20 protein-coding genes and 3 pseudogenes are annotated in these 24,357 nt (G+C 58.6%); 2 read left to right on the top strand and 21 right to left on the bottom strand.

Annotation, left to right across the window (positions count from 1 at the left end; all coding sequences use genetic code 11):
* Positions 1-38 precede the first annotated feature (38 nt).
* From AABM55_RS02755 to azu, 3 genes are all read right to left on the bottom strand, one after another.
* Entirely contained in the window at positions 39-1,724 is a 1,686-nt protein-coding gene (locus tag AABM55_RS02755) for a hypothetical protein (RefSeq protein WP_347928756.1), read from the bottom strand.
* A 114-nt stretch (positions 1,725-1,838) separates the two neighbouring features.
* Positions 1,839-4,922 (bottom strand): hypothetical protein, encoded by a 3,084-nt coding sequence (locus tag AABM55_RS02750; protein ID WP_347928755.1) that lies wholly within the window; start codon positions 4,920-4,922, stop codon positions 1,839-1,841.
* Between the two features lie 224 nt (positions 4,923-5,146).
* Positions 5,147-5,593, bottom strand: a complete 447-nt coding sequence (gene azu, locus AABM55_RS02745; RefSeq protein WP_347928754.1) for an azurin — start codon at positions 5,591-5,593, stop codon at positions 5,147-5,149.
* A 342-nt stretch (positions 5,594-5,935) separates the two neighbouring features.
* Here azu and AABM55_RS02740 point away from each other — a divergent pair, with 342 nt between their 5' ends.
* Together AABM55_RS02740 and AABM55_RS02735 are read left to right on the top strand one after the other, a co-directional pair.
* Positions 5,936-6,523 (top strand): TIGR00730 family Rossman fold protein, encoded by a 588-nt coding sequence (locus AABM55_RS02740; RefSeq protein WP_054595376.1) that lies wholly within the window; start codon positions 5,936-5,938, stop codon positions 6,521-6,523.
* A 68-nt stretch (positions 6,524-6,591) separates the two neighbouring features.
* The gene (locus AABM55_RS02735) at positions 6,592-6,783 is read left to right on the top strand and encodes a hypothetical protein (protein ID WP_054595375.1); all 192 of its coding nucleotides are present in this window, start codon (positions 6,592-6,594) and stop codon (positions 6,781-6,783) included.
* Positions 6,784-7,074: 291 nt separating this feature from the next.
* Here the strand turns inward: AABM55_RS02735 and AABM55_RS02730 are convergent, their stop codons facing one another.
* The 18 genes and pseudogenes from AABM55_RS02730 to AABM55_RS02645 form a co-directional block, all read right to left on the bottom strand.
* Positions 7,075-7,977, bottom strand: coding sequence for a transglutaminase family protein (locus AABM55_RS02730; protein ID WP_054595374.1), 903 nt, complete (start codon positions 7,975-7,977; stop codon positions 7,075-7,077).
* Positions 7,977-10,463, bottom strand: coding sequence for a circularly permuted type 2 ATP-grasp protein (locus AABM55_RS02725; protein ID WP_347928753.1), 2,487 nt, complete (start codon positions 10,461-10,463; stop codon positions 7,977-7,979). The genes AABM55_RS02730 and AABM55_RS02725 overlap by 1 nt, the downstream gene beginning before the upstream one ends.
* Before the next feature lie 88 nt (positions 10,464-10,551).
* On the bottom strand, positions 10,552-13,827 hold the full coding sequence (locus AABM55_RS02720) for a transglutaminase family protein (protein WP_347928752.1): 3,276 nt from the start codon (positions 13,825-13,827) through the stop codon (positions 10,552-10,554).
* 187 nt (positions 13,828-14,014) lie between these two features.
* The gene (locus AABM55_RS02715) at positions 14,015-14,464 is read right to left on the bottom strand and encodes a hypothetical protein (protein WP_347928751.1); all 450 of its coding nucleotides are present in this window, start codon (positions 14,462-14,464) and stop codon (positions 14,015-14,017) included.
* A gap of 1 nt (position 14,465) precedes the next feature.
* The gene (locus AABM55_RS02710; protein WP_347928750.1) at positions 14,466-14,678 is read right to left on the bottom strand and encodes a hypothetical protein; all 213 of its coding nucleotides are present in this window, start codon (positions 14,676-14,678) and stop codon (positions 14,466-14,468) included.
* Positions 14,675-14,803, bottom strand: a pseudogene (locus tag AABM55_RS02705) (NAD synthetase); the annotation flags it as partial. The pseudogene AABM55_RS02705 and the gene AABM55_RS02710, both read right to left, overlap by 4 nt.
* Before the next feature lie 191 nt (positions 14,804-14,994).
* Positions 14,995-15,447, bottom strand: coding sequence for a hypothetical protein (locus tag AABM55_RS02700; protein WP_347928749.1), 453 nt, complete (start codon positions 15,445-15,447; stop codon positions 14,995-14,997).
* Positions 15,444-15,677, bottom strand: a pseudogene (locus AABM55_RS02695) (NAD synthetase); the annotation flags it as partial. The pseudogene AABM55_RS02695 and the gene AABM55_RS02700, both read right to left, overlap by 4 nt.
* Before the next feature lie 277 nt (positions 15,678-15,954).
* Positions 15,955-16,113, bottom strand: a complete 159-nt coding sequence (locus AABM55_RS02690; protein WP_256585177.1) for a hypothetical protein — start codon at positions 16,111-16,113, stop codon at positions 15,955-15,957.
* A 9-nt stretch (positions 16,114-16,122) separates the two neighbouring features.
* Positions 16,123-16,572, bottom strand: coding sequence for a hypothetical protein (locus tag AABM55_RS02685; protein WP_347928748.1), 450 nt, complete (start codon positions 16,570-16,572; stop codon positions 16,123-16,125).
* The gene (locus AABM55_RS02680; RefSeq protein ID WP_347928747.1) at positions 16,569-17,024 is read right to left on the bottom strand and encodes a hypothetical protein; all 456 of its coding nucleotides are present in this window, start codon (positions 17,022-17,024) and stop codon (positions 16,569-16,571) included. The genes AABM55_RS02685 and AABM55_RS02680 overlap by 4 nt, the downstream gene beginning before the upstream one ends.
* A pseudogene (locus tag AABM55_RS02675) lies at positions 17,021-17,149 on the bottom strand (NAD synthetase); the annotation flags it as partial. The pseudogene AABM55_RS02675 and the gene AABM55_RS02680, both read right to left, overlap by 4 nt.
* Positions 17,150-17,323: 174 nt before the next feature.
* Positions 17,324-17,761, bottom strand: a complete 438-nt coding sequence (locus AABM55_RS02670) for a hypothetical protein (protein ID WP_103316300.1) — start codon at positions 17,759-17,761, stop codon at positions 17,324-17,326.
* A complete protein-coding gene (locus AABM55_RS02665) occupies positions 17,761-18,687 on the bottom strand; it encodes an NAD synthetase (protein WP_103316301.1) in 927 nt (308 codons plus the stop codon). The genes AABM55_RS02670 and AABM55_RS02665 overlap by 1 nt, the downstream gene beginning before the upstream one ends.
* Before the next feature lie 202 nt (positions 18,688-18,889).
* Entirely contained in the window at positions 18,890-21,193 is a 2,304-nt protein-coding gene (locus AABM55_RS02660; protein WP_090176228.1) for a YgiQ family radical SAM protein, read from the bottom strand.
* Positions 21,194-21,459: 266 nt separating this feature from the next.
* Positions 21,460-22,857, bottom strand: a complete 1,398-nt coding sequence (gene dnaB, locus AABM55_RS02655; protein WP_019691515.1) for a replicative DNA helicase — start codon at positions 22,855-22,857, stop codon at positions 21,460-21,462.
* A 137-nt stretch (positions 22,858-22,994) separates the two neighbouring features.
* Positions 22,995-23,441: a 50S ribosomal protein L9 gene (gene rplI, locus AABM55_RS02650; RefSeq protein WP_008157007.1), complete on the bottom strand. Its 447-nt coding sequence runs from the start codon at positions 23,439-23,441 to the stop codon at positions 22,995-22,997.
* A 19-nt stretch (positions 23,442-23,460) separates the two neighbouring features.
* Entirely contained in the window at positions 23,461-24,354 is an 894-nt protein-coding gene (locus AABM55_RS02645) for a hypothetical protein (protein WP_347928746.1), read from the bottom strand.
* Positions 24,355-24,357: the final 3 nt, after the last annotated feature.

The following is a 24,357-nucleotide window of genomic DNA, read 5'->3' as shown; positions in this document are numbered from 1 at the left end:
CAGAGATGTCGCCGCAACCTCAGCGGCAGCGTCGACGTTCATCCAGCATTCGGCTCAGACGCGCTGACCATTGCCGCGTCATCGGAGTCTGTCATCGCCGTGATTGGATCCAGGGGGGAAATAACAAGATACGCGGTCGGTGATGTGACTTCGTTCCCATAAAACGCTTTAACTCCAAGACGCTGATAATGGTCAGGATCGAGGGTCAATATGCGGGTCCACTCTCTGTTGGCATCAGCTTTGAAGCGTTCACCGATGGGATCGTCTTTATTACAAACCTGGAGCTCCCTATCGCTTTTCGCTGTCCCGGTTAACTTGACCGTTCGATCATAGGTCGAGCCAAAGTGGGGAATAGGACGATTCAAGGAGTCTGTGATCGATGTAATGACAGGACTGTCAACTTCCACAACATGGAGTTCCCACCCAAACGAATCCAAGTCGTCGTCAATATGGCTGACGAAAATAACATGACGTCGTATTTTCAACCCGCTCACGGTGCAACGCCATACTCCGTCAGGGTCCACATCGACGAGTGGCAAGCTCCTGTCAAGGCCATAGACGTTTATGCTGAGCTTTCCACCAGGGTTGGCTTTCCCCTCCAACGTCACGGCAGATTCAAACGTCGCGCCGTATTCGGGGATATGCTCCCGCCTGGAGTCCGTGACCCGGGTGATGATGGGAACGCCTTCGCGCAAAAAGAAAACTATCCAAACCGCTGAGTACTTGCCATCAGATGCGATAGCAGCAAAGCGCGTCAGATTAAGGTTTGTCTTTTTGAACTCGTACTCCCACTCCCCCTGGCTATCGGCAACGACGCTCCCCCCTTTACTCATCCAGACCTTCTGATGAGCAGCAGCGGTGCCCTTCAGTTTTACGCCGTTCGCGGTTGTGAACGCTCCGTTTGAGAGCTCCACCCCATTGAAGTCTGTCATCCCAATGATTTCGGGTCTCGCTACTATGGCGTTTTTAACGGCATAGCTTCGCACCACCGAACTGTGCACCTTGCTCTCGTCCTCAAGCTGATCAAATGCAACCTTGTACTCAATTGTCAGGTCCGATCCATCGGCCAACGCCTCCAGATCGCTATAGAGAACAGGCAAGTCAATGTGGCCACGGGTAATCCAGCCCCGATCGACCTTCCCCAAAAACACGGTTGACTCGTAGTCGTTACCATCTGCGTTTTTGCCCTTCAGAGTGACCCAGCAAGGTTGCCCTTCGGCAATCAGCGGCCAGAGGACAATGCGCATCGTCCGGTCTTCGGTGTCAGTGGTCAGGTCCAGTACGCTCCCGGTACCGTCGTCATCCCTTCCGAAAATCCGACATTGCTCCAGCGCGTCCGCTGGCAGGTCCAACACGTTCAACACAAGCGGCTCGGAGTCCGGCGAAGTTATCCCGTCACGTGTGATCCTGTAGATCAGGGTCATTATGTTGCCTAGAAGGAACGCGACGACCTCCTTATTCAGATTCAACGTCCGGGGACTTGTAAACCCGACATCCAATAAAGGACTCTCGTACGAACCCCGTGAATCAGAGCCGGGACCACCGACGAGAGAAACCTGGAGTTTGTCGGTAGGTAACAATCCCGTTGTCGGTATTTTCGCCGTCAGCTTGGTGCGGACATCAAGCGGGGGGAGATTTTCGTTATCCCGTGCCTGTGCGATCGTCAGCTGCTTGAGGTCCGGGACGGGATCACTTTTTGTGGGAGCGATAACGTGAGCAGTCATGGGCAAGGTCCTTCTCAGAGATGTCGCCGCAACCTCAGCGGCAGCGTCGACGTTCATCCAGCATTCGGCTCAGACGCGCTGAGCATTGTCAGCGCGTACCTGATCAACACTCTGTTACTTCGCTGGCTCGACCTTGCGCACTCGATAGAGATTTGACTTCGGCGAGCCCTCGCCCGGCGCGGATGCTACGTAGTGAAATTCCCTGACCTCTGGTCCGATGTATATCGCCGACGTCCATTTTCCCTGTGCATCGGCATTGACAGTGATTTCCACATCACTGAGAAGCTCATGAAGGGTGAGCATCCCATTAGCAGGCCCTACACCCGATAGCGTAAACGCCTGTCCGGAAGTCTCTCCGTAAGGCGGGATGATCGTCGTACCCGCAAGGTCGGTTGCCTGCTCGATAATAGGTGTTCCAACAGCGAGTACTGCCAGCCACCAAAGCATGGGGGATTCGGCATCCTCGGCACTCAGCGACAAGTGATAGTAGTGAACGTTCAAACCACTCAGGGAAAGCCGCCAGTAGCCGTTCAGGTCAGCAACGACAGTTTTCAGCTCATCGAAAACATCACTGAGGGTGACCGTTGCGCTGGGCTGAGCAGTGCCTGTGAGTGTGATCGTGGTGGTGGTTATGGCGCCGCCAGGGAGGACTGGTTTGCCTTGAGCGTCTTTGGCAGCAATGATGGCGAGCTTCCCGTCCGACGGACCGGGCACCACGAAAACGTTATAGATCTGCGACTCCAGCCCGCTCACAATGCCCTTCACCGTGATGTTCTGATCACCCGGTCTCAGACCCTCCAGTTGATAGTACAGAACACCGTCCCCATTAGTGGCCGCCTGATCCCCCGGTACACCATTGAGCAAAATCCTGAGTTGTTCGAACTTGCCGGCCTTGATTGTCAGATCGAGCGTTGTAGCTTCACTGATCGATTCATGGGGGACATCATTGTTGCTGGAGTCTTGGGCTGATTCGATTACGGGGCTTTCCGTTTGCACTGGCTGTACGGTAACGGTCCAGGGATCCGACTGCTGCCCACTGGCACCCTGCTCCTTGACCGTGAAAACATGCTCGCCAGGAGACAATTCCACTGTAGTGAACGTCCACGTGGTCCCCGTCACCGTGACTTCATCCAGCCGATTGGCGCCGTCGTAAATGTCGAGTTGTTTACCTTCAGCTACCGTGCCTGTGAGCGTCAACGGCGTTTTGCTGGTCGTATCGGGATTGCTGATCGCGGTGCCGTCGGAGTCTTTCACTTCGCCGATTGCGGGTTTCACCGCCACCGCTTCTACGGTAACGGTCCAGGGCTCCGACTGCTGCCCACCGGCATCCTGCTCCTTGACCGTGAAAACATGCTCGCCAGGAGACAACTCCACTGTAGTGAACGTCCACGTGGTCCCCGTCACCGTGACTTCATCCAGCCGATTGGCGCCGTCGTAAATGTCGAGTTTTTTACCTTCAGCTACCGTGCCTGTGAGCGTCAACGGCGTTTTGCTGGTCGTATCGGGATTGCTGATCGCGGTGCCGTCGGAGTCTTTCACTTCGCCGATTGCGGGTTTCACCGCCACCGCTTCTACGGTAACGGTCCAGGGATCCGACTGCTGCCCACCGGCACCCTGCTCCTTGACCGTGAAAACATGCTCGCCAGGAGACAACTCCACTGTAGTGAACGTCCACGTGGTCCCCGTCACCGTGACTTCATCCAGCCGATTGGCGCCGTCGTAAATGTCGAGTTTTTTACCTTCAGCTACCGTGCCTGTGAGCGTCAACGGCGTTTTGCTGGTCGTATCGGGATTGCTGATCGCGGTGCCGTCGGAGTCTTTCACTTCGCCGATTGCGGGTTTCACCGCCACCGCTTCTACGGTAACGGTCCAGGGATCCGACTGCTGCCCACCGGCACCCTGCTCCTTGACCGTGAAAACATGCTCGCCAGGAGACAACTCCACTGTAGTGAACGTCCACGTGGTCCCCGTCACCGTGACTTCATCCAGCCGATTGGCGCCGTCGTAAATGTCGAGTTTTTTACCTTCAGCTACCGTGCCTGTGAGCGTCAACGGCGTTTTGCTGGTCGTGTCGGGATTGCTGATCGCGGTGCCGTCGGAGTCTTTCACTTCGCCGATTGCGGGTTTCACCGCCACCGCTTCTACGGTAACGGTCCAGGGCTCCGACTGCTGCCCACCGGTACCCTGCTCCTTGACCGTGAAAACATGCTCGCCAGGAGACAACTCCACTGTAGTGAACGTCCACGTGGTCCCCGTCACCGTGACTTCATCCAGACGATTGGCGCCGTCGTAAATGTCGAGTTTTTTACCTTCAGCTACCGTGCCTGTGAGCGTCAACGGCGTTTTGCTGGTCGTATCGGGATTGCTGATCGCGGTGCCGTCGGAGTCTTTCACTTCGCCGATTGCGGGTTTCACCACAGCAGCTGCCTTAACGGTATAGCTTCGCACCTCCGAGAGGTTCGCCTTGCTCTCGTCATCGACCTGATCAAACGCAACCTTGTACTGAAGCGTCGCGTCTGTTCCATCGCCAAACAGCTTCAGCTCACTGAAAAGAACAATCACCTCGATGTAACCAAGGGTGATCAAGGCCTGATCGACCGGCCCCTCGAACAGGGTTAACTCGTAGGAATCACCGTTCTTGTCCTCGCCCTTCAGCACGATCCAAAGCAATTGCCCTTCGGCAATCAGCGGCCAGATATCAACGCGCGCCGTCCGGTCGTCGGTGTCGGTGGTCAGGTCCAGTTCTTGCCCGGTACCGTCGTCATCCTTCCCGAAGATCACCCCCTTCGTCAGATCCTCAAGCTTAAAGCCGAGCACGTTCAATTCGAGCTCGTCGGAAGTGACCGACGTTTCACCATCGCGATTGACGGTGTATTCCACCTTGATCTTTTTGCCCAGATTAAAAGCAGTGAGCTTTGGTTCCAGAAACAAGGTCCTGAGAGCGGGTGAGCTGAACTTCAACACAGGACTCTCATACGAACCGCGTGGATCGGCACTCTCGCCCGTGACTTTGACGGAGAACGAGTCGGTCTCCAGCAATTCCTGATCCTCCCGTTTGATTTCTGCAGTCAGCCGGCCGGTGGTGTAAACCTCCATCGGATTAAGCTCGCGGCTACCCAGCGCCTGCTTGATGCTCGGCTCTTCAAGAGACTCCGGGAGGTCAACGTGTATTTTGGGAGCGTCTTCTTGAGCAGTCATGAGCAATCTCCATCTCGCAAGAGTCGCCGCAACATGAGCGGCAGGGCTGGCGCTCATCTAACACCCGCCCCCGAGACGCTGACCACTGTCAGAAATAACAGGTAGGCCGTGGTTTCCGACCAGCGGTAGGAATTACATAGCCAGAGCGCTGAGCGGGTTTGGCCCGCGCATAAACGAAAAAACGCCCCGGAGGGGCGTTTTTCATGACGGCTGGACCTGCCTGATTACTTCAGGACAACAGCGCCTTTCATCATCGAGTTGTGGCCTGGGAACGAGCAGAAGAACTGATAGCTTTCGCCAGCGGTCAGCTTCGATACATCGAAGGTCACCGAGTCTTTCTCGCCGGCACCGATGATTTTGGTGTGGGCGATGACGCGAGCGTCACCTTCTTTCAGGTAGTTCTTGTCGATGCCGGCGGCCATGCCATCGGTAGTGATGCCAGCCATGTCTGCGGTTTTGCTCAGCACCCAGTTATGACCCATGACGTTCTTCGGCAAGCTGCCGGAGTGGGTCAGGTTGACGGTGAAGGTCTTGCAGCTCTTGTCGATGGTGATTTCCTTGGTGTTGAAGGACATCTGATCGGTGGAGTCGACATCGACCTTGCACTCTGCAGCCATCAATTGGCTGCTGGCCAGTGTCAGCAGGGATACCGCAACGAGTTTGGCAAACATGGTGAATCTCCAAGGCAGGGTTAACAAAATCCGTAGGGCATAAAGACTGCCTGAAATTTCTGCAAGTGCCTATGACCTGAATCAAGAATTGTATACAACTTTCGGGCTATGACATTGATCGAAACAATTAACCGGCCAGACCTCTGGCGCGCACCTATGATCGATTTGTCATCCCACTCTGGAGCGCCTGTCATGTCCTTCAATAGCCTGTTGTGCAGTTTGCTCGCCGCCTACGCCTGTGGCGCCAGCGGTACCTATGAAAGGCCTCGCTGCGAGGAATAGCCCTTGGAACACCCAAGGTCTGCCATTACTCTGGGGTCATCACTGACCATGGAGTAAGGCATGTCTTTAGCGTCTGTTTGTGTATTTTGCGGCGCCAGCACCGGCACTGACCCGGCGTATCGGCAAGCGGCGATCGCCCTCGGCCAGGCGCTGGCCCGGCGCAAGCTGACGCTGGTGTATGGCGGCGGTGCTGTCGGCTTGATGGGTATCGTGGCCGATGCGGCACTGGCGGCGGGTGGCGAAGTGATCGGGATCATCCCCGAAAGCCTGAAGAACTCGGAAATCGGCCACACCGGCCTGACGCGTCTGGAAGTGGTCGACGGCATGCATGCACGCAAGGCGCGCATGGCCGAGCTGAGTGACGCGTTTATCGCTCTGCCGGGCGGCCTCGGCACCTTTGAAGAGCTGTTCGAAGTCTGGACCTGGGGCCAGCTCGGTTACCACGGCAAACCGCTGGGACTGCTGGAAGTGAACGGCTTTTACAGCAAACTCACTGCATTTCTTGATCATGTCGTCGGCGAAGGCTTCGTTCGCGAGCATCACCGTGACATGCTGCAAATGAGCGAATCGCCGCAGGATCTGCTGGATGCGCTGGATGCCTGGCAACCGGTGGTAGCACCAAAATGGGCCGGGCAAAAACCCAGCTAACCCTTGACCCCGGTTTAAAGGCAGAATACGCGCCGCTCAACCTCACCTTCGACCCCAGAGGATCGCCCATGGCTAAACCTAATTACTCCTTCGCCAAACGTCAAAGAGACTTGGCCAAAGAGCAGAAGAAAGAGGAAAAGTTGCAACGCAAGAAAGCTGCCGCCGATGAAGAAACCGGCGCACTGAACCCCGATGCAGAAGGTGAAGTGGTTGCTGATGACGCTGTTGAAGCACCGAAAGATCAGGCGCCCGACGCCTGAGACCCACAGGGTTTGATGTTCTGATCAAACCCACCGGATCTGTGTCCAGGGTCGGCAGTCATGCTGCCGACCCTCACAGCCTCCACATTCGATTTGCACAAATCCCCAAAGCACAACCCACCCGACATTGGTCTTCAGAGAACCTGTGGCGAGGGAGCTTGCTCCCGCTCGGCTGCACAGCAGCCGTAAAACCAGCGAATGCGTTTTACCTGATACGCCGCGCGTGCAGGTTTTGGGTCCGCTGCGCGGCCCAACGGGAGCAAGCTCCCTCGCCACAGGAAACCTGCGCATTCAAGAACCGCGTTCATCCAATGGCATCACGGTCACCTGCACTTCCGGATCATGGCTGCCGCCGCCCAGTATTACTCCACGCAATGGCGAGACATCGGAAAAATCCCGGCCCCAGGCCAGCGTGATGTGCTCCAGCGCCGGTTGCACGTTGTTGGTAGGGTCGAAATCAACCCAGCCCAGCACCGGACAGAACACCGAAACCCAGGCATGGGATGCGTCGGCGCCGATCAATCGGGGCTGGCCCGGTGGTGGCTGGGTCAGCAGATAACCACTGACGTAACGCGCCGCCAATCCGCGGGAACGCAGGCAAGCGAGCATCAGGTGCGCAAAGTCCTGACAGACCCCGCGCCGACGTTCCAGCACTTCCACCAGTGGCGTCGCGACCTGAGTTGCCTCGGCGTCAAAGGTGAACTCGCTGAAGATTTTTTCCATCAGCGCCTGAACGCCCAGCATCAATGGACGGCCCAGCGCAAAACAGCTTTCGGAGAACTCGACGAAGCTGCTCTTCAAGTGCACATACGGCGACTCAAACCGATAGCGGCACGCATCCATTAGCTGCGGCGCAATCGGCTGACTGCTGTAGGTCAACGCGCTACGGGTCATGTCCCAGGCCGGCGATTGATTGAAATCGTGCACCGGCCGGGCCAGCACTTCGACGGTCAGCCGGGCATTGACCAGCAGTTCGTCGTGAGGCCTTTCAAACGCCAGCCGGGTCAGCGGATTGCCAAACACGTCCAGCTCATCGCGGCGCGAAGTCGGCTCCGGGCTGATCTGCAATTGCTGATCGATGCAACGCTGCCAGGCGCAATGCCGTGGCCACAAATGAGCGAGTTGCTGGGCCAGCGAGACCGGGCTGTCATAGTGATAATGGGTGTCGTGGAGAATCTGGTAACGGGCGCTCATCAGACGGACACCGTGCGCTGGCTGACATCATCGACATGGGCGAAGTGCCGCAACGCGAGACGATCAGACACCTGATTGCTGACATCGGCGATTTCTTGCAGCAGATCCGCCAATCCACTGAGGGCTGCGCGGACGCTGGCTTCGCCGAACAACCCGTTCTCCAGGCAACCGAGATCGAATCGCGCCAGACGCTCGACCAACGAAGGCAACGCCAGATCGCGCGGCAGACCAAAATCATCGTTCAGGCGTTTGAGGGTCCGGGTCACCAGTTTCAACTGGAACAATACGCCGTGAGGGTTCTGCTCATCGAGCAGCAACACATCGAGCACCGGAATCAATTGCGCCACCGCCAGGTAGCGGGAGCGGTAGGTGATGCTGCTGTTGCCCAGCTCCAGCAGCCATTCCAGCCCGGCTTGATCGAAAGCCCCGGCGCCGCGCAGGAACGCGGCCAGGCTGCTACCAAGAAACTGCAATCGCTCGATCCGCCGCCCGATCATCAAAAAGCGCCAGCCTTCATCGCGGGTCATGTCGTCCAGCGCAAAGCCCGATAGCGCCGCGAGCGACATGACCAGGCGGTTGAGGAAATCCAGCCGCTCACCAAAATCCGGCTCTTCGGTTTCCAGCTCCATGGCATCGCGCTGCAACTCCACCAACGCCTGCCAGTTCTCTCGCGAGAGTTTGCCGCGCACCTGGGAGGCTGCCCACTGCAAGCGTTGCAGGTTGGAGCGCAGGCTGAAGGCCCAATCATCACCGCACAATGCCGTCAGCAAACGCTCGGGCAATTCACCTTCGTCGGGCAATAACAACAGGCTTTCACCGAGATCGACCGCGGCCTGCAAGGCTTGCGGATCGTCGCCGTCGACGTAACGCGTGAGCATGATCCGCAGCAGCCGCGCACTGTCGTCGCAGCGCTCGCAATAGCGGCCGAACCAGAACAGGTTTTCGACCACCCGCGACGGCAGGTAGGGATCGCGTCGCACCAGATCATGCACGCCAAGGGTTCGCTGGGTTTTCCATTGCTCGCCGATCGGCGCTCGCTCACCCAACACCCAGGTGTCCTTGCTTGCGCCGCCGCGCTGCATCGACACCACCTCGGCATCGGGTTCCGCCGCAACCCGGGTCAAGCCGCCGGGCAGCACCCGATAGCCGTCTTGACTGGCCACTGCGTAAACGCGCATGCCAATCGCCCGGTGCTGCAACTGGCCGTCTTCGGCTTGCCAGATTGGCGCCTGCGACAGCTGCGCCAGTTCTTGCGCCACATAGGCATAAGGCCGTGCCTGCATGCGCTCAGAGAGGTCCTGGCGCTGTTTTTCACTCAAGTCACGGCCCAATACCGAGGCAAAGCTCTGCGAGGGGAACGCCGGTTTGATCAGCAGTTCAGGCATTTTCTCCAGGGCCTGCGCCAACACCGGAGGCTCGCCGCACCACCAGGTGGCAATGGACGGCAGGATCAGTTCTTCGCCGAACAGGAATTGATTGATCTTCGGCAAAAAGCCCAACAGCCCCGGCGACTCCAGTACGCCACTGCCCAAGGCATTGGCCACCAGCACCCGCCCCTGTCGAACCGCGTCAAGCAGGCCCGGCACACCAAGCGCCGAGTCGGTGCGCAACTCCAGCGGATCGCAGAAATCATCGTCGAGCCGACGCATGATCGCGTGAACCCGACGCAGGCCGCTGAGGGTTTTCAGGTAGACCGTGGCATCGCGTACGGTCAGGTCACCGCCCTCAACCAATGGATAACCCAGTTGGCGAGCCAGATACAGGTGTTCGAAATAGCTCTCGTTGAATCGTCCCGGCGTCAGCAACACCACCAGCGGCACTTCATCGGCACTCGGTGCCTGACGTGCGAGGGTTTCCTGCAAGGTACGGAAGAACCCGGCCAAATGCTGCACCTGCAAATCACGGTACAACTCCGGAAAGGCCCGCGACACGATGGTGCGGTTTTCCAGCGCGTAACCGGCACCGGACGGCGCTTGAGTCCGATCCGCCGTGACCCACCAACGCCCATCGGGCGTGCGCGCCAAATCCACCGCGTACAGATGCAAAAAGACCCCGTCCGGCGGTTGGATGCCCTGACAGGGCCAGAGGAAATTGTTATGGCCGAACACCAGTTCTGCCGGCAGCAGGCCTTCGGCAATCAAGCGCTGCGGGCCATACAAATCCGCCAGTACCGCGTTGAGCAAACGCGCACGCTGGGCGATCCCGGCGGACAACTGCTGCCACTCATCAGCCGCCATCACATGGGGCAGCAGGTCCAGTTCCCATGGACGATCAGCGCCTTTGGGGTCGGCGTAAACATTGTAGGTGACGCCGTTTTCCTGAATCTGTCGTGCCAGCAAGGCTTGCCGTTGCAGCAGTTGCGCGGGCGTGCTGCGTTGCAACTGATCGAACAGCCGTCGCCAGTGCGGGCGCACCGCACCGCTATCGTCGAGCAATTCGTGATAGGTGCCCGGCGTAAGCGGGTAACGGTCAAGCAGGTCAGGCATGGAAAGCTCGGCAGCCAGCAATGAAAAGTCAGATTAACGCAGACCTTTGACGCCCGGATAGACGAATAATCCGGACGTCGTGTCTGATTCAGAAACGTCGCAAATCAAGCGTCATCGGCAGCTCGTCGTTAAGGGTCAGCGTTGGCACCGGCAAGGTTCCCGGGCTGTGTCCGAGACGGAAGAACCGCGCCATCCGCCGGCTCTCGGCCTCATTGGCGTTTACCGGCAGGCTGTCGTAATTGCGCCCGCCCGGGTGGGCGACGTGGTACTGACAACCGCCCAGCGAGCGTTGCATCCAGGTGTCGAGCAGGTCGAACACCAGCGGCGCGTGCACCGGGATGGTCGGTTGCAGGCAGTTCGCCGGTTGCCAGGCGCGAAACCGCACGCCGGCAACAAACTCGCCGACCCGCCCGGTCGGTTGCAGCGGTACCGGGATGCCGTTGCAGGTCAGCACGTAACGTTGCGGCGCCAGGCCTGTGAGCTTGACCTGCAAACGCTCCAGCGACGAGTCGACATAACGCACCGTGCCGCCGGCCGAGCCCTCCTCACCCAGCACATGCCAAGGCTCCAGCGCCTGACGCAGTTCCAGCTCGATGCCGCTGACCGCGTAATCGCCAACCTTGGGAAAGCGGAACTCCAGATGCGCGGCAAACCACTCGGCGCGCAGCGCATAGCCGGCGGCGTTAAGGTCGACGATCACATCGGCGAAGTCCTGCTCGATGACGTGCGGCAACAGGAAACGGTCGTGCAACTCGGTGCCCCAACGCGCCAGCTTGGCCGGTGCATACGGTTCGCGCCAGAACCGCGCCACCAGCGCCCGCAACAACAATTGCTGAGCCAGGCTCATGCGCGCATGGGGTGGCATTTCAAAGGCGCGCAGTTCCAGCAGACCGAGGCGCCCGGTGGCGCCATCCGGCGAATAGAGTTTATCGATGCAGAACTCGGCACGATGGGTGTTGCCCGTGACGTCGATCAGCAGGTTGCGCAGCAAGCGGTCCACCAGCCATGGCGCGCACTCTTCGCCGGGTTTTGGCATCTGCGCAAAGGCGATCTCCAGCTCGTACAACGCATCGTTGCGCGCTTCGTCCACCCGTGGGGCCTGGGAAGTCGGGCCGATGAAAAGACCGGAAAACAGGTAGGACAGCGACGGGTGGTTATGCCAGTAGCTGATCAGACTGCGCAGCAAATCCGGACGCCGCAGAAACGGTGAGTCGGCTGGCGTCGCGCCTCCGAGGACGAAATGGTTACCGCCACCCGTGCCGGTGTGCCGACCGTCGATCATGAATTTCTCGGTGGTCAGCCGGGTCTGGCGTGCCTCTTCGTAGAGGAATTCTGTACGCTCGACCAGCTCGTCCCAACTGGCGGACGGCTGCACGTTGACTTCGATGACGCCGGGGTCCGGAGTAATGCGGAAGTTGCTCAGGCGTGGATCGCTCGGCGGTTCATAACCTTCCAGCAACACCGGGCAATGCAGTTCCTCGGCGGTGGCTTCGATGGCGCTGACCAGTTCGAGGTAATCCTCGACGCGTTCCAGTGGCGGCATGAACAGGTACAACCGCCCTTCCCGAGCCTCGGCGCAGAGTGCGGTGCGGGTCAGCCAATCGGCGGACTGGTCGATTTTCGGTGTGCGCTCATCGGCTGTGGCCGGTTCGCCATGGGCCTGCAAATTGGCGGCGTCGGGCAGCTCCGGCAAATCCTGATTCGGATCGACCGGGTGCACGAACGGATACTCCGCGGCCGTCACCCACGGTTGCGAAGCCAACGGCAAGCGATAACCCAACGGTGAATCTCCTGGCACCAACCGGCAATGGCTGTCACGCAGGTACCAGCGGCCGCTCTGCCATTGATCGCCCTTGGCGGTGCGCGCCAGCGGCAGTACTTGGCCAATCACCTTGTCCAGACCTTGGCTGAAGACCTTGTGCAGGCGCGCGCGCTCGAGTTCGTCGCTCAGCCGTGAGTCTTCAGCGCTGACGTTGACCGGCAACGCACCTTCGCGCCAGAGGTAGTAGAGGTTGTCTTCGTAGGCCGGAAACACAAAGCGCGCAGGCAGTTTCAAACGCTCGGCGACACTCGCCAGAAAACGCCCGGCCAACTTGCCATCGGCGCCGTAGTCTTGCTGCTCATCGGCAATCAGCGCGCTGTTGTTCCAGATCGGCACGCCATCTCGCCGCCAGTAGCAGTTCAGCGACCAACGCGGCAGTTGCTCACCGGGATACCACTTACCCTGGCCAAAATGCACCAGGCCCTTGGGTCCGTAATGCTTGCGCATGCGCTGGAACAGCTCGGCGGACAGCCGCCGCTTGTCTGGCCCGAGCGCGGCGGTGTTCCACTCGGCACCGTCGGGGTCGTCAATGGAGACGAACGTCGGCTCGCCGCCCATGGTCAGGCGCACATCGCCTTCTTGCAGGTCGGCATCGATCTGCCGACCCAGCGCCTGGATCGCCAGCCACTGGTCTTCGGTGTAGGGTTTGGTAACGCGTGGGGCCTCCCAAATCCGCTCGACCGACATTTCGTGGCTGAATTCACACGCGCACGGTTCGACCAGGCCACTGATCGGCGCCGCCGAGGACGGATCAGGACTACAGGCCAACGGAATATGCCCTTCGCCGGCAAACAGTCCAGAAGTAGCGTCCAGGCCAATCCATCCGGCGCCGGGCAGATAAACCTCGCACCAGGCGTGCAGGTCGGTGAAGTCGACCTCGGTGCCGGAAGGACCGTCGAGGCTTTTGACGTCAGCGGTGAGCTGGATCAGATAACCGGAAACGAATCGCGCCGCCAGTCCGAGGTTGCGCAGCAATTGCACCAGCAACCAGGCCGAGTCGCGGCAAGAACCCGAGGCGTGTTCCAGGGTGTATTCCGGGGTTTGCACGCCCGGTTCCATGCGGATCAGGTAGCCGATGTCGCCGCTCAGGCGCTGGTTCAGCGCCACCAGAAAATCCACGGCGGGCAGCGGCGTGCGGTCGATGCCGTCAAGGTAGGCCTTGAATATCGGCGTCAGCGGCAGGGTTTCCAGGTACGGCGCCAGCTCGCGCTGTTCGTCTGCGGCATAAGCGAAGGGAATTTTTTCCGCGTAGGGCTCAAGGAAGAAATCGAACGGGTTGAACACCGCCATCTCGGCCAGCAGATCGACTTCGATCCGCAGCTCCGTGGTTTTCTCAGGAAATACCAACCGCGCCAGATAATTGCCCTGGGGGTCTTGCTGCCAATTGATGAAGTGTTGCTCTGGCGACACTTTCAACGCATAGGAAAGAATCCGCGTACGGCTATGGGCCGCCGGGCGCAAGCGAACGATCTGCGGACCGAGCTCGACAGCGCGGTCGTAGCGGTAATGCGTAACGTGGTGCAACGCGACATGAATCGACACGGCGGCCTCCTGCGAGCCAGGGCATGGAAACAAAGCGCGCAAGACTTATGCCAGAGCGGCGGTCATTGCGCTTTATCGTAAGACCCGGTGCAGTACAGCACCAAAGCGGCGCCAAGGTGGGTGCCGTGGTGCGAGGGTTGCACATATTTGTGGCGGGAGTGTGAGGGTGGGTGGTGAATCTATCCAGTCAACGGGCGTTGCGCTTGGCAATCACCGCTTCACGCAGACGGCGCACTTCGAGCAGCTTCTGGCGCATTTCGCGGTGGCGTTTGCTGTTGAGCAACAACAATCCCAATAACGGGAAGAGCACTGCCGAGCCATAGACCAGCACGTGGAGGTGGTACTGAATCATCGGCAATACGAACAGCAGGCAACATCCCAGGTAACCCGCCACCAAGGCAGTGGCCCACGGGCGTCCGCGCGCAATCATCACGTTGCCAAACACTATCACTGCAACCAGCACCAGTATAGCAAGCCCGGAGTAGCTTGATTTGAGCTCCGGATCAACGTCGCGCAAATATGTCACGCCCGCCAGGGAAACAGCAGACGACCCGGAAAAAATCGCCATGAAAATTGTCCCCATGAATACCGGGAAATAGCGGGTGAGATAGCGCGTCAATGGAGGAAAATCGTTCATTTCATTGTCCGGGGCTTGCGGTCGGCAAGGGCAGCCCCAGCCCAACCGCCGCCAGAAAAGAATAACGCGCACGCTCTGGATCACCGCGAAAATAGGTACTCGAGGCCAATGAGATGCTCGCGGAAAGGGAAAAGCAGGCGAGAAAGAAGGCACAGATGAACGTAGGGAAATACTGAGCCAAAAAAGCGCTCAACGAACCTTGGCGCTCCATCATGCAAGCGCCTCATACAAACCTACCGCGATGGTACGAATGTTCCCCGACAAAGCGCTCCCGAAAATACCAATGGCCGCACCGAGAGAATCCCGGACTTGTGTCACAGTGGCGTGGTTGATTTCACTCTCGATGCGCTGGCGCGCCATGAACTGGGAGCGGTTGGAGTCCATGCCGATGCCGAGCAGGGGGCTGCTCATGGGTGTTCGTCCTTGAAGTGGATAGTGGCCATGCCGGCCTTATCGCGGGCAAGCCCGGCTTGTATGTTTAGACTTGAAGGGGTGGGTGGTGAAAGCACCCAGATGACGAGCCGTGGTACCTATCGGTTTTTATGCTGGGCTTTTAATGCCTGCCGAAGATGGCGGATTTCCACGAGCTTAATACGCATATCTCGCTGAACGGCACTGTTGAGTATCAATAGGCCAAACAGCGGAAATACCAAAGCAAGGCCATAAAGAACGGCGTGGGGTTTGTATTGAATCATTGGAAGCACAAACAAAAAGCACGCGAAGTAAATACCCACGGTTACCCACACCCAAGACGGTCGCCCCCGCAAAATCATGAAATTGCTGTGGACCGTTAACAGGGTCAGAAACGCTCCGGCAAGCATGATTGAAAAGCCCAAACCTCCAGCGAGAGGAGCATCACGAAAATAGGTCGCAAAGGAAAGCGCGGTAGCGAAGCCCAAGGAAAAATAGGCCGCAAATACACCACCGATAAAAGTAAGGAAGTAGTGCCTGAAAAAATCACGAAGCGTCATCAGCTCGCTCATTCGCCGACTTCCTCATACAACCCCAATGCGATGGTTTTTACGTTGCCCGTATAAGCACTCCCACCAAAGCCCGCCGTTGCGCCTAAGGCATCTTTAATTTGGGTCTTGGTGCTGTGCTTAAGTTGAGTCGGGGTAAAACGCTTGGGCAGCTCGCCCGTCAATTGCTTGAGCTTGAGCATCTTCGATGTCAGGCGGAGGTCATTGATGGTCAACAGTTCGTTGTTGATTTCATTCTCGATGCGCTGGCGCACCATGAACTGGGAGCGGTTGGAGTCCATGCCGATGCCAGGCAGGGGGTTGCTCATGGGTGTTCTTCCTTGAAGTAGATAGTGGCCATGCCGGCCTCATCGCGGGCAAGCCCGGCTCCCACATCTGGAATGCATTCCCTTGTGGGAGCTGGCTTGCCTGCGATGGCAATTAATGGGCGCCACCTTAACAAACAGGTTCTCCACCGCCTACAAAGCAAAACGCCAGCACGAGGCTGGCGTTTTGTTTTCCAGGCTGCGATCAACGCGGCACGACTGGCTTGCGCGCAGGGTTTGGCCCTTTGCCTTTGGCGGCGTCCTTGCGTTCCTTCGCAGCCTGTTGGTTGCGGGCGAACGCCGCGGCCTTGGCCTGCTCACGCTTGTCCCACGGGTTACCTCCATCGCCGACACGCGGCGGCAATCTATCCAGTCAACGGGCGTTGCGCTTGGCAATCACGGCTTCGCGCAGATGGCGCACTTCGAGCAGCTTCTGGCGCATTTCGCGGTGGCGTTTGCTGTTGAGCAGCAGTAGCGCCAGCAGCGGAAACAGCAAAGTCACGGCATAAATCAGAGGGTGCGGCCCATATGCGATGGCGGGCAATACACCGAGAAAACAAATGGCCAATAGCGCCACCAGCGGCCTGACCCAATTCGGACGCCCCCGCGCGATCATGAAATTACAGTGCACGATGACCAGGGTGAGCGCGATGCCACCCAGGAAGGTGTACTTGGCACTGTCGGCCATGGAAAGGTTCTGAAAATAGCTTTCGAAAAACAACGGGACCGCAAAGACCAGGGTGAAGACGCAGGCAAAAATCGCTCCCATGAAGACCGGGAAGTAGCGGGCGAGATAGCGCGTCAATGGAGGAAAATCGTTCATTTCATTTTCCGGGGCTTGCGGTCGGCAAGGGCTGCCTGGCGCTTTTTGCGAATCATCACGAGTTGACGGCGCATTTCGCGATGGCGTTGACTATTCAGCAACAACATCCCGAGCAAGGGCAACAGCAGGCCAGTTACATAAGCCGCCATATGCGGCCGGTAGCCGTAGGTAGGCAGGACTGTCAGAAAGCACACAGCGTAGAAAGCGACAATGACCCAACTTCCCCAAGTGCGCCCTCTGATCATGACGAAATGGCTGAACGCCAAGAGCAGCCCCAGCCCAACCGCCGCCAGAAAAGAATAACGCGCACGCTCTGGATCACCGCGAAAATAGGTACTCGAGGCCAATGAGATGCCCGCGGAAAGGGAAAAGCAGGCGAGAAAGAATGCACAGATGAACGTAGGGAAATACTGAGCCAAAAAAGCGCTCAACGAACCTTGGCGCTCCATCATGCAAGCGCCTCATACAAACCTACCGCGATGGTACGAATGTTCCCCGACAAAGCGCTCCCGAAAATACCAATGGCCGCACCGAGAGAATCCCGGACTTGTGTCACAGTGGCGTGGTTGATTTCACTCTCGATGCGCTGGCGCGCCATGAACTGGGAGCGGTTGGAGTCCATGCCGATGCCGAGCAGGGGGCTGCTCATGGGTGTTCGTCCTTGAAGTGGATAGTGGCCATGCCGGCCTTATCGCGGGCAAGCCCGGCTTGTATGTTTAGACTTGAAGGGGTGGGTGGTGAATCTACCCAATCAACCCGCCTTGGCCGCCTGGCGCAACCGACGTACTTCCACAAGTTTGCGCACCATCGAGCGATAGCCTTTGCTGTTGAGTAACAACAAGCCCAGCAGTGGCCAGAACAAACATTCACTGTAGATAAACCAATGCGGGCTGTATTGCAGCGTCGGCAATACCACCAGCAGGCACACCACGAAAAACGCCACCATTCCCCACACGGCCCAGGCCCGCCCACGCACAATCAGGAAGTTGCTGTTGACCACAAACAATGCAGCGAATATCACCACAAACCAGGAGACAGTGGCATTCGTAGCCATGGGCACATCGGCGAAATAGGTGCTGGCCGCTAAGGAAATTGCGCCAGAGCCACCGAGGCAACCCGCAAGAATCACGCCGATGAACGATGGGAAATGCTCCAGCAAAAACGGTTTTAACGACGGAACACCACTCATCACTCCAACTCCTCATACAGGCCTATCGCCAGGGTCTTGAGCTGCTTGGGGTTATCCGAGCGCGCCAGGCCCCAGACGCTCAGCCCTGCACTGAAGGCATCGCCCAACTGTACGATGGTGGAATGCTTGAGCTGGGTGTGAGTGAAGCGCTTGGGCAAGTCACCGCGCAGTTGCAGCAGCTTGCGCATCTTGGTCGACATCTGCGGGTCGGCAATTTTCAACAGTTCTTTGGTCAGTTTTTCTCGCTCTTGGCCATTGAGGCCTTTAAGCACCTGGCGCAGGGTTTTACCGGTGGATGCACGGGCGACATTGACCAGCTTGACCGTGGTCAGCGCAGACGCGCCCACACCGACCAAGGCGGCGCCGTCCATGATCTTGGTAGCGGCCTGGTACCACTCTTCGTTATCCAGATAGTCATTCATGCCAGGGTTGACGATTTCATTGCGGGTGCGAAATGCGCCCATCAGGCATGACGCCGTACTGGCTGTAGCACTGGCATAGCCAATGACCGTGATGACCGAACTGGCGCCAGCGGTGAACGGCACCGCGATGGTGCCACTTAACATCACCAGCCAACCCAGGACCGCGCCGCCACAGGACAACGTGGTGTTGAAAGCTTCGCTGATCAGTCGCGACTCTCGCGGGTTATTCACCACTTGGTCAGCGAATTGTGCGGGAGCGACGTATTTCTGCGCCTCACGTACGATGATGCGCTTGGGCTGGATACTGCAAATCGGCTTGAACTCACGCAGGGTAACTACGTTGAAGTCAGCGTCGATATACACCACCCCTGCGCCGACGATGCTGGGATCGGCGTCGATGGCAGCAAATATACGCGGCAGGTTGAGTTCACTTTCGATGCGCTGGCGCGCCATGAACTGGGAGCGGTTGGAGTCCATGCCGATGCCGAGCAGGGGGTTGCTCATGGGTGTTCTTCCTTGAAGTGGATAGTGGCCATGCCGGCCTCATCGCGGGCAAGCCCGGCTCCCACATCTGGAATGCATTCCCCTGTGAGAGCTGGCTTGCCTGCGATGGCAATTAATGGGCGCCACCTTAACAAACAAGTTCTCCACCGCCTACAAAGCAAAACGCCAGCACGAGGCTGGCGTTTTGCTTGCTAGGCTGCGATCAACGCGGCACGACTGGCTTGCGCGCAGGCTTTGGCCCTTTGCCTTTGGCGGCGTCCTTGCGTTCCTTCGCGGCCTGTTGGTTGCGGGCAAACGCCGCGGCCTTGGCCTGTTCACGCTTGTCCCACGGGTTACCGCCATCGCTGGCACGCGGCGGCAAGCCGGTGTGTTGCGTGAGGATCTTGGTGGTCTTTTCCCCAGCCACTTTATGGCTACCGGCTGGCGTCGAGTTCTTGCGACGGGCGCTCTGGTAACTGTCGGTGGCCGGCTGGTGCAGCGGGATCAGCTGGTTCTTGCCCGGCCCGATCAGGTCGGCGCGGCCCATGCGGGTCAATGCTTCACGCAACATCGGCCAGCCTTTCGGATCGTGGTAACGCAAGAACGCCTTGTGCAGACGACGCTGCTCTTCGCTCTTGACGATGGTCACCGCGTCACTCTTGTAAGTGACCTTGCGCAACGGGTTCTTGCCCGAATGATACATGGCGGTGGCGGTGGCCATCGGCGACGGGTAGAACGCCTGCACCTGATCCGCACGGAAACCGTTGCCCTTGAGCCACAAGGCCAGGTTCATCATGTCTTCGTCGGTGGTACCGGGGTGGGCGGCGATGAAGTACGGAATCAGGTACTGCTCTTTCCCGGCTTCCTTGGAGTACTTCTCGAACATCCGCTTGAACTTGTCATAGCTGCCGATGCCCGGCTTCATCATCTGGTTGAGCGGACCTTCCTCGGTATGTTCCGGGGCGATCTTCAGGTAACCGCCGACGTGGTGGGTCACCAGCTCCTTGACGTATTCCGGCGACTCGACCGCGAGGTCGTAACGCAGGCCGGAGGCGATCAGGATCTTCTTCACACCCGGCAAGGCACGGGCGCTGCGATACAGCTGGATCAGCGACGAGTGGTCGGTGTTGAGGTTCGGGCAAATGCCGGGGAACACGCACGACGGCTTGCGGCACGCGGATTCGATTTCCGGGCTCTTGCAGGCGATGCGGTACATGTTCGCGGTCGGGCCGCCGAGGTCGGAGATCACGCCGGTAAAGCCTGGCACTTTGTCGCGGATCTCTTCGATCTCGCGAATGATCGACTCTTCGGAGCGGTTCTGGATGATCCGGCCTTCGTGCTCGGTGATCGAGCAGAAGGTACAGCCGCCGAAGCAGCCGCGCATGATGTTCACCGAGAAACGGATCATGTCGTAGGCCGGGATCTTCTCCTTGCCATACGCCGGGTGCGGAACACGTGCGTAAGGCATGCCGAACACGTAGTCCATTTCTTCGGTGGTCATTGGAATCGGTGGCGGGTTGAACCAGACGTCGACTTCGCCGTGCTTCTGTACCAGCGCGCGGGCGTTGCCCGGGTTGGTTTCCAGGTGCAGCACGCGGTTGGCGTGGGCGTACAGAACGGCGTCACCACGAACCTTTTCTACCGATGGCAGACGGATCACGGTCTTGTCGCGGGTCATCCGCGGGCTTGCCAGGATCTGCACGACCTTGGCTTCTTCCGGATCTTCAACCGGTCCCTTTTCCTGCTCGATAGCGCAGGCCTGGGTGTCTTGGGTGTTGACGTACGGGTTGATGATCTTGTCGATCTTGCCCGGACGGTCGATGCGCGTGGAGTCGACTTCGTACCAGCCTTGCGGCGTATCGCGACGAATGAACGCGGTGCCGCGCACGTCGGTGATGTCTTCGATCTTGTGACCGTAGGACAGACGCTGGGCAACTTCGACGATTGCTCGCTCGGCGTTACCGTACAGCAGAATATCGGCGCAGGCGTCGATCAGGATCGAGTTACGCACCCGGTCCTGCCAGTAATCGTAGTGCGCGATGCGGCGCAGGGATGCTTCGATGCCACCGAGAACGATCGGCACATTCTTGTAGGCTTCCTTGCAGCGCTGGCTGTAAACCAGGCTCGCGCGATCCGGACGTTTGCCCGCCAGGCCACCAGGGGTGTAGGCGTCATCGGAACGGATTTTCTTGTCGGCGGTGTAGCGGTTGATCATCGAGTCCATGTTGCCGGCCGCGACACCGAAAAACAGGTTCGGCTCGCCGAGCTTCATGAAGTCGTCTTTGGACTGCCAGTTTGGCTGGGCAATGATCCCGACGCGAAAGCCCTGGGACTCCAGCAGCCGGCCGATGATTGCCATGCCAAACGACGGGTGGTCAACGTACGCATCACCGGTGACGATGATGATGTCGCAGGAATCCCAGCCAAGCTGATCCATCTCCTCCCTGCTCATTGGCAGGAATGGCGCTGGACCGAAACATTCGGCCCAGTACTTGGGATAGTCAAATAACGGCTTGGCTGTTTGCATGACGATGACCGGTGTTGAGATGAAAAATCGCGGGCGCGGAATATAGCACAAAATTTAACCAATTCCGACGGCTATGGTCGGAAATTGCAGAGCCGGATTCGCAACAAGCTCCTGAGGCATGACACAGCTCTTGTGGCGAGGGAGCTTGCTCCCGCTGGGCGGCGAAGCGGCCCCCATAGTTTATCTGTGATACCGCAAATTCAGAATTTACGACTGCTGCGCAGCCGAACGGGAGCGAGCTCCCTCGCCACAAAGTCCCTGCTCAGTTACTCATCATCGTCGAAGTTATAGCTGCCCGGCGCGAGGTTTTCGAATCGGGTGTATTTGCCGATGAAGGCCAGGCGGATAAAGCCGATCGGGCCGTTCCGCTGTTTACCGATGATGATCTCGGCGATGCCTTTGTGCTCGGTCTCCGGGTGATACACCTCGTCCCGGTACACGAACATGATGACGTCGGCGTCCTGCTCGATCGCTCCAGATTCCCGCAAGTCGGAGTTCACTGGACGTTTGTTCGGCCGCTGCTCGAGGGAACGGTTGAGCTGGGACAGCGCCACTACCGGACAGTTGAACTCCTTGGCCAGGGCTTTCAAGGAACGGGAGATCTCGGAAATCTCGTTGGTCCGGTTGTCACCGCTGGAACCCGGGATCTGCATCAGTTGCAAGTAGTCGATCATGATCAGACCGATCTCACCGTGTTCGCGCACCAGACGACGGGTCCGCGCACGCATTTCCGACGGGCTGATGCCGGCGGTATCGTCGATGAACAGCTTGCGATCGTTGAGCAGGTTGACCGCCGAGGTCAGGCGCGGCCAATCGTCATCTTCCAGGCGACCGGCCCGGACCTTGGTCTGGTCGATCCGGCCCAGCGAAGACAACATACGCATGATCAGCGACTCGCCTGGCATCTCGAGCGAATAAACCAGTACCGCCTTCTCGCTGCGCAACACGGCGTTCTCCACCAGGTTCATCGCAAAGGTGGTTTTACCCATCGATGGACGGCCGGCGACGATGATCAGGTCAGACGGTTGCAGGCCGCTGGTCTTCTCGTCGAGGTCGGTGTAGCCGGTCGACAGGCCGGTGATGGCGTTGTCGGTGTTGAACAAGGTGTCGATGCGGTCGATGGCCTTGGTCAACAGGTCATTGACGCTTACCGGGCCACCGGTTTTCGGGCGCGCTTCGGCGATCTGGAAAATCTGCCGTTCAGCTTCGTCGAGAATCTCGGCGGCGGTGCGGCCTTCCGGGTTGAAGGCGCTGTCGGCGATTTCGGTGCTGATGCCGATCAGTTGGCGCAAGGTCGCTCGCTCACGAACGATCTGGGCATAGGCCTTGATGTTGGCGACCGACGGCGTGTTTTTTGCCAATTCGCCCAGATAACCGAGACCGCCGACTTGCGAGGTCTGACCTTCCTTGTCCAATTGCTCGGCAAGGGTCACGACGTCGATCGGCGAGTTCTGATCGGCCAGCTTGGCGATCGCACGGAAGATCAGGCGGTGGTCATGTCGATAGAAATCACCGTCCGAGACCTGATCAAGCACGCGCTCCCAGGCGTTGTTGTCCAGCATCAGACCACCGAGCACGGCCTGTTCGGCCTCGATGGAATGCGGCGGCACTTTCAGCGCGGCGGTTTGCAGATCGTATTGCTCAGGAGCGGAGATATCGTTCATGGCCACTTGGGTTCTTTAGGAAAAGCAGGGGTTGTAAAAAATCAGGAACTGCAGAAAGACAAAGGGCACGACCTGTAAACAGGATCGTGCCCGATGTTACCGGCAAGCACCCAAGGGTGCCAGCCGACAAGTACTTCTTAAGCTGCTACCACGACAACGCGTACGGTGGCTTCAACTTCAGCGTGCAGGTGCACGGCTACGTCGAATTCGCCTACGTTGCGGATGGTGCCGTTCGGCAGACGAACTTCGCTTTTTGCAACTTCAACGCCAGAGGCGGTCAGTGCATCAGCGATGTCGTGGGTGCCGATCGAACCGAACAGCTTGCCTTCGTCACCGGCGGTGGCAGTGATAGTCACTTCCAGCTCAGCCAGTTGGGCAGCGCGGTTTTCAGCCGAAGTTTTACGGTCTGCTGCGGCTTTTTCCAGCTCAGCGCGACGCTCTTCGAACGCAGCCAGGTTGGCAGCGGTCGCAGCGGTAGCTTTGCCGTAAGGCAGCAGGTAGTTACGACCGTAACCAGCCTTAACGTTCACTTTGTCACCCAGGTTGCCCAGGTTGGTGACTTTTTCCAGAAGGATCAGTTGCATGTGAAAATCCTCTTAACTTTTAACCTTCACCGTTCGCGCTATCGACGTCTTTCGGCGTCAATCGACCGCGAAAATCAATCAGGCTGTCGACAATGGCCAGGACCACCAGCAACGGATAGATCAGCTGCATAAACAGCAACAGCGTTACGTACAACCCCACCAGCCAAAACCTGGCCAGTCGCTTTTCAGCCACCAGCCCATGAATCAGGGCCAGCCCGGCGAACACCAGCGGTACGCTGCACAACGGCGTCAACATGGCCAGCTGGGAACCGAAGTTCGGCCCCAGAAGCATGCACGCCAGCAGCAACATCGCCGGCCCCAGCGGGATTCGGATGGCGCGAAACTCGCGACCAAAACCACCAGGGTTGTACAACAACGCCTGCCAGTAGCGCCCAACAATCAGGCTCAGCACACTGACGATTTGCAACAAGGCCGCTATCAGGCCGGTCAGGACCGGGGCAATCAGGGCGGCGAGACGTGCTCGCTCATCTACCGACAATTGCTGGTAGAGGTCACCGAGGGCCAGCGGCAGGATCTTTACCAGTTCCTGCGACAGCATCTCGATCTGGGGGCGGTAAGCCGCGCCCAGCACCACTGAAAACACCAATCCCATCGCTATGCTGACCAGCAGCACGCGGTTCCAGGACTCACTTGCGCGCAAAACCAACGCAAGGCCCGAAGACCCCAGCAACACCATGAGTGCGCGTGGATCATCGGAATACAGCCACCAGATCAATGCCGGCAGTATTCCCAGAGCAAGAACGCCAAGGGCGTCCTTCAATCCGCGCCGCAGCAGCACAAGGCTCCCTGCGGCAGCACCCAACCAGTACAACAACGGCAATGCCGCGCATCCAGCCACTACGAGAGTGGCCTGCATACGACCGCGCATGATGAACTCAGCTATGGCGCGCATGCA

The organism is Pseudomonas helvetica (genome assembly GCF_039908645.1).
Lineage (GTDB): Bacteria > Pseudomonadota > Gammaproteobacteria > Pseudomonadales > Pseudomonadaceae > Aquipseudomonas > Aquipseudomonas helvetica.
The sequence above is the reverse complement of the archived record's forward strand: the minus strand, read 5'-3'. Positions and strand labels throughout refer to the sequence as shown.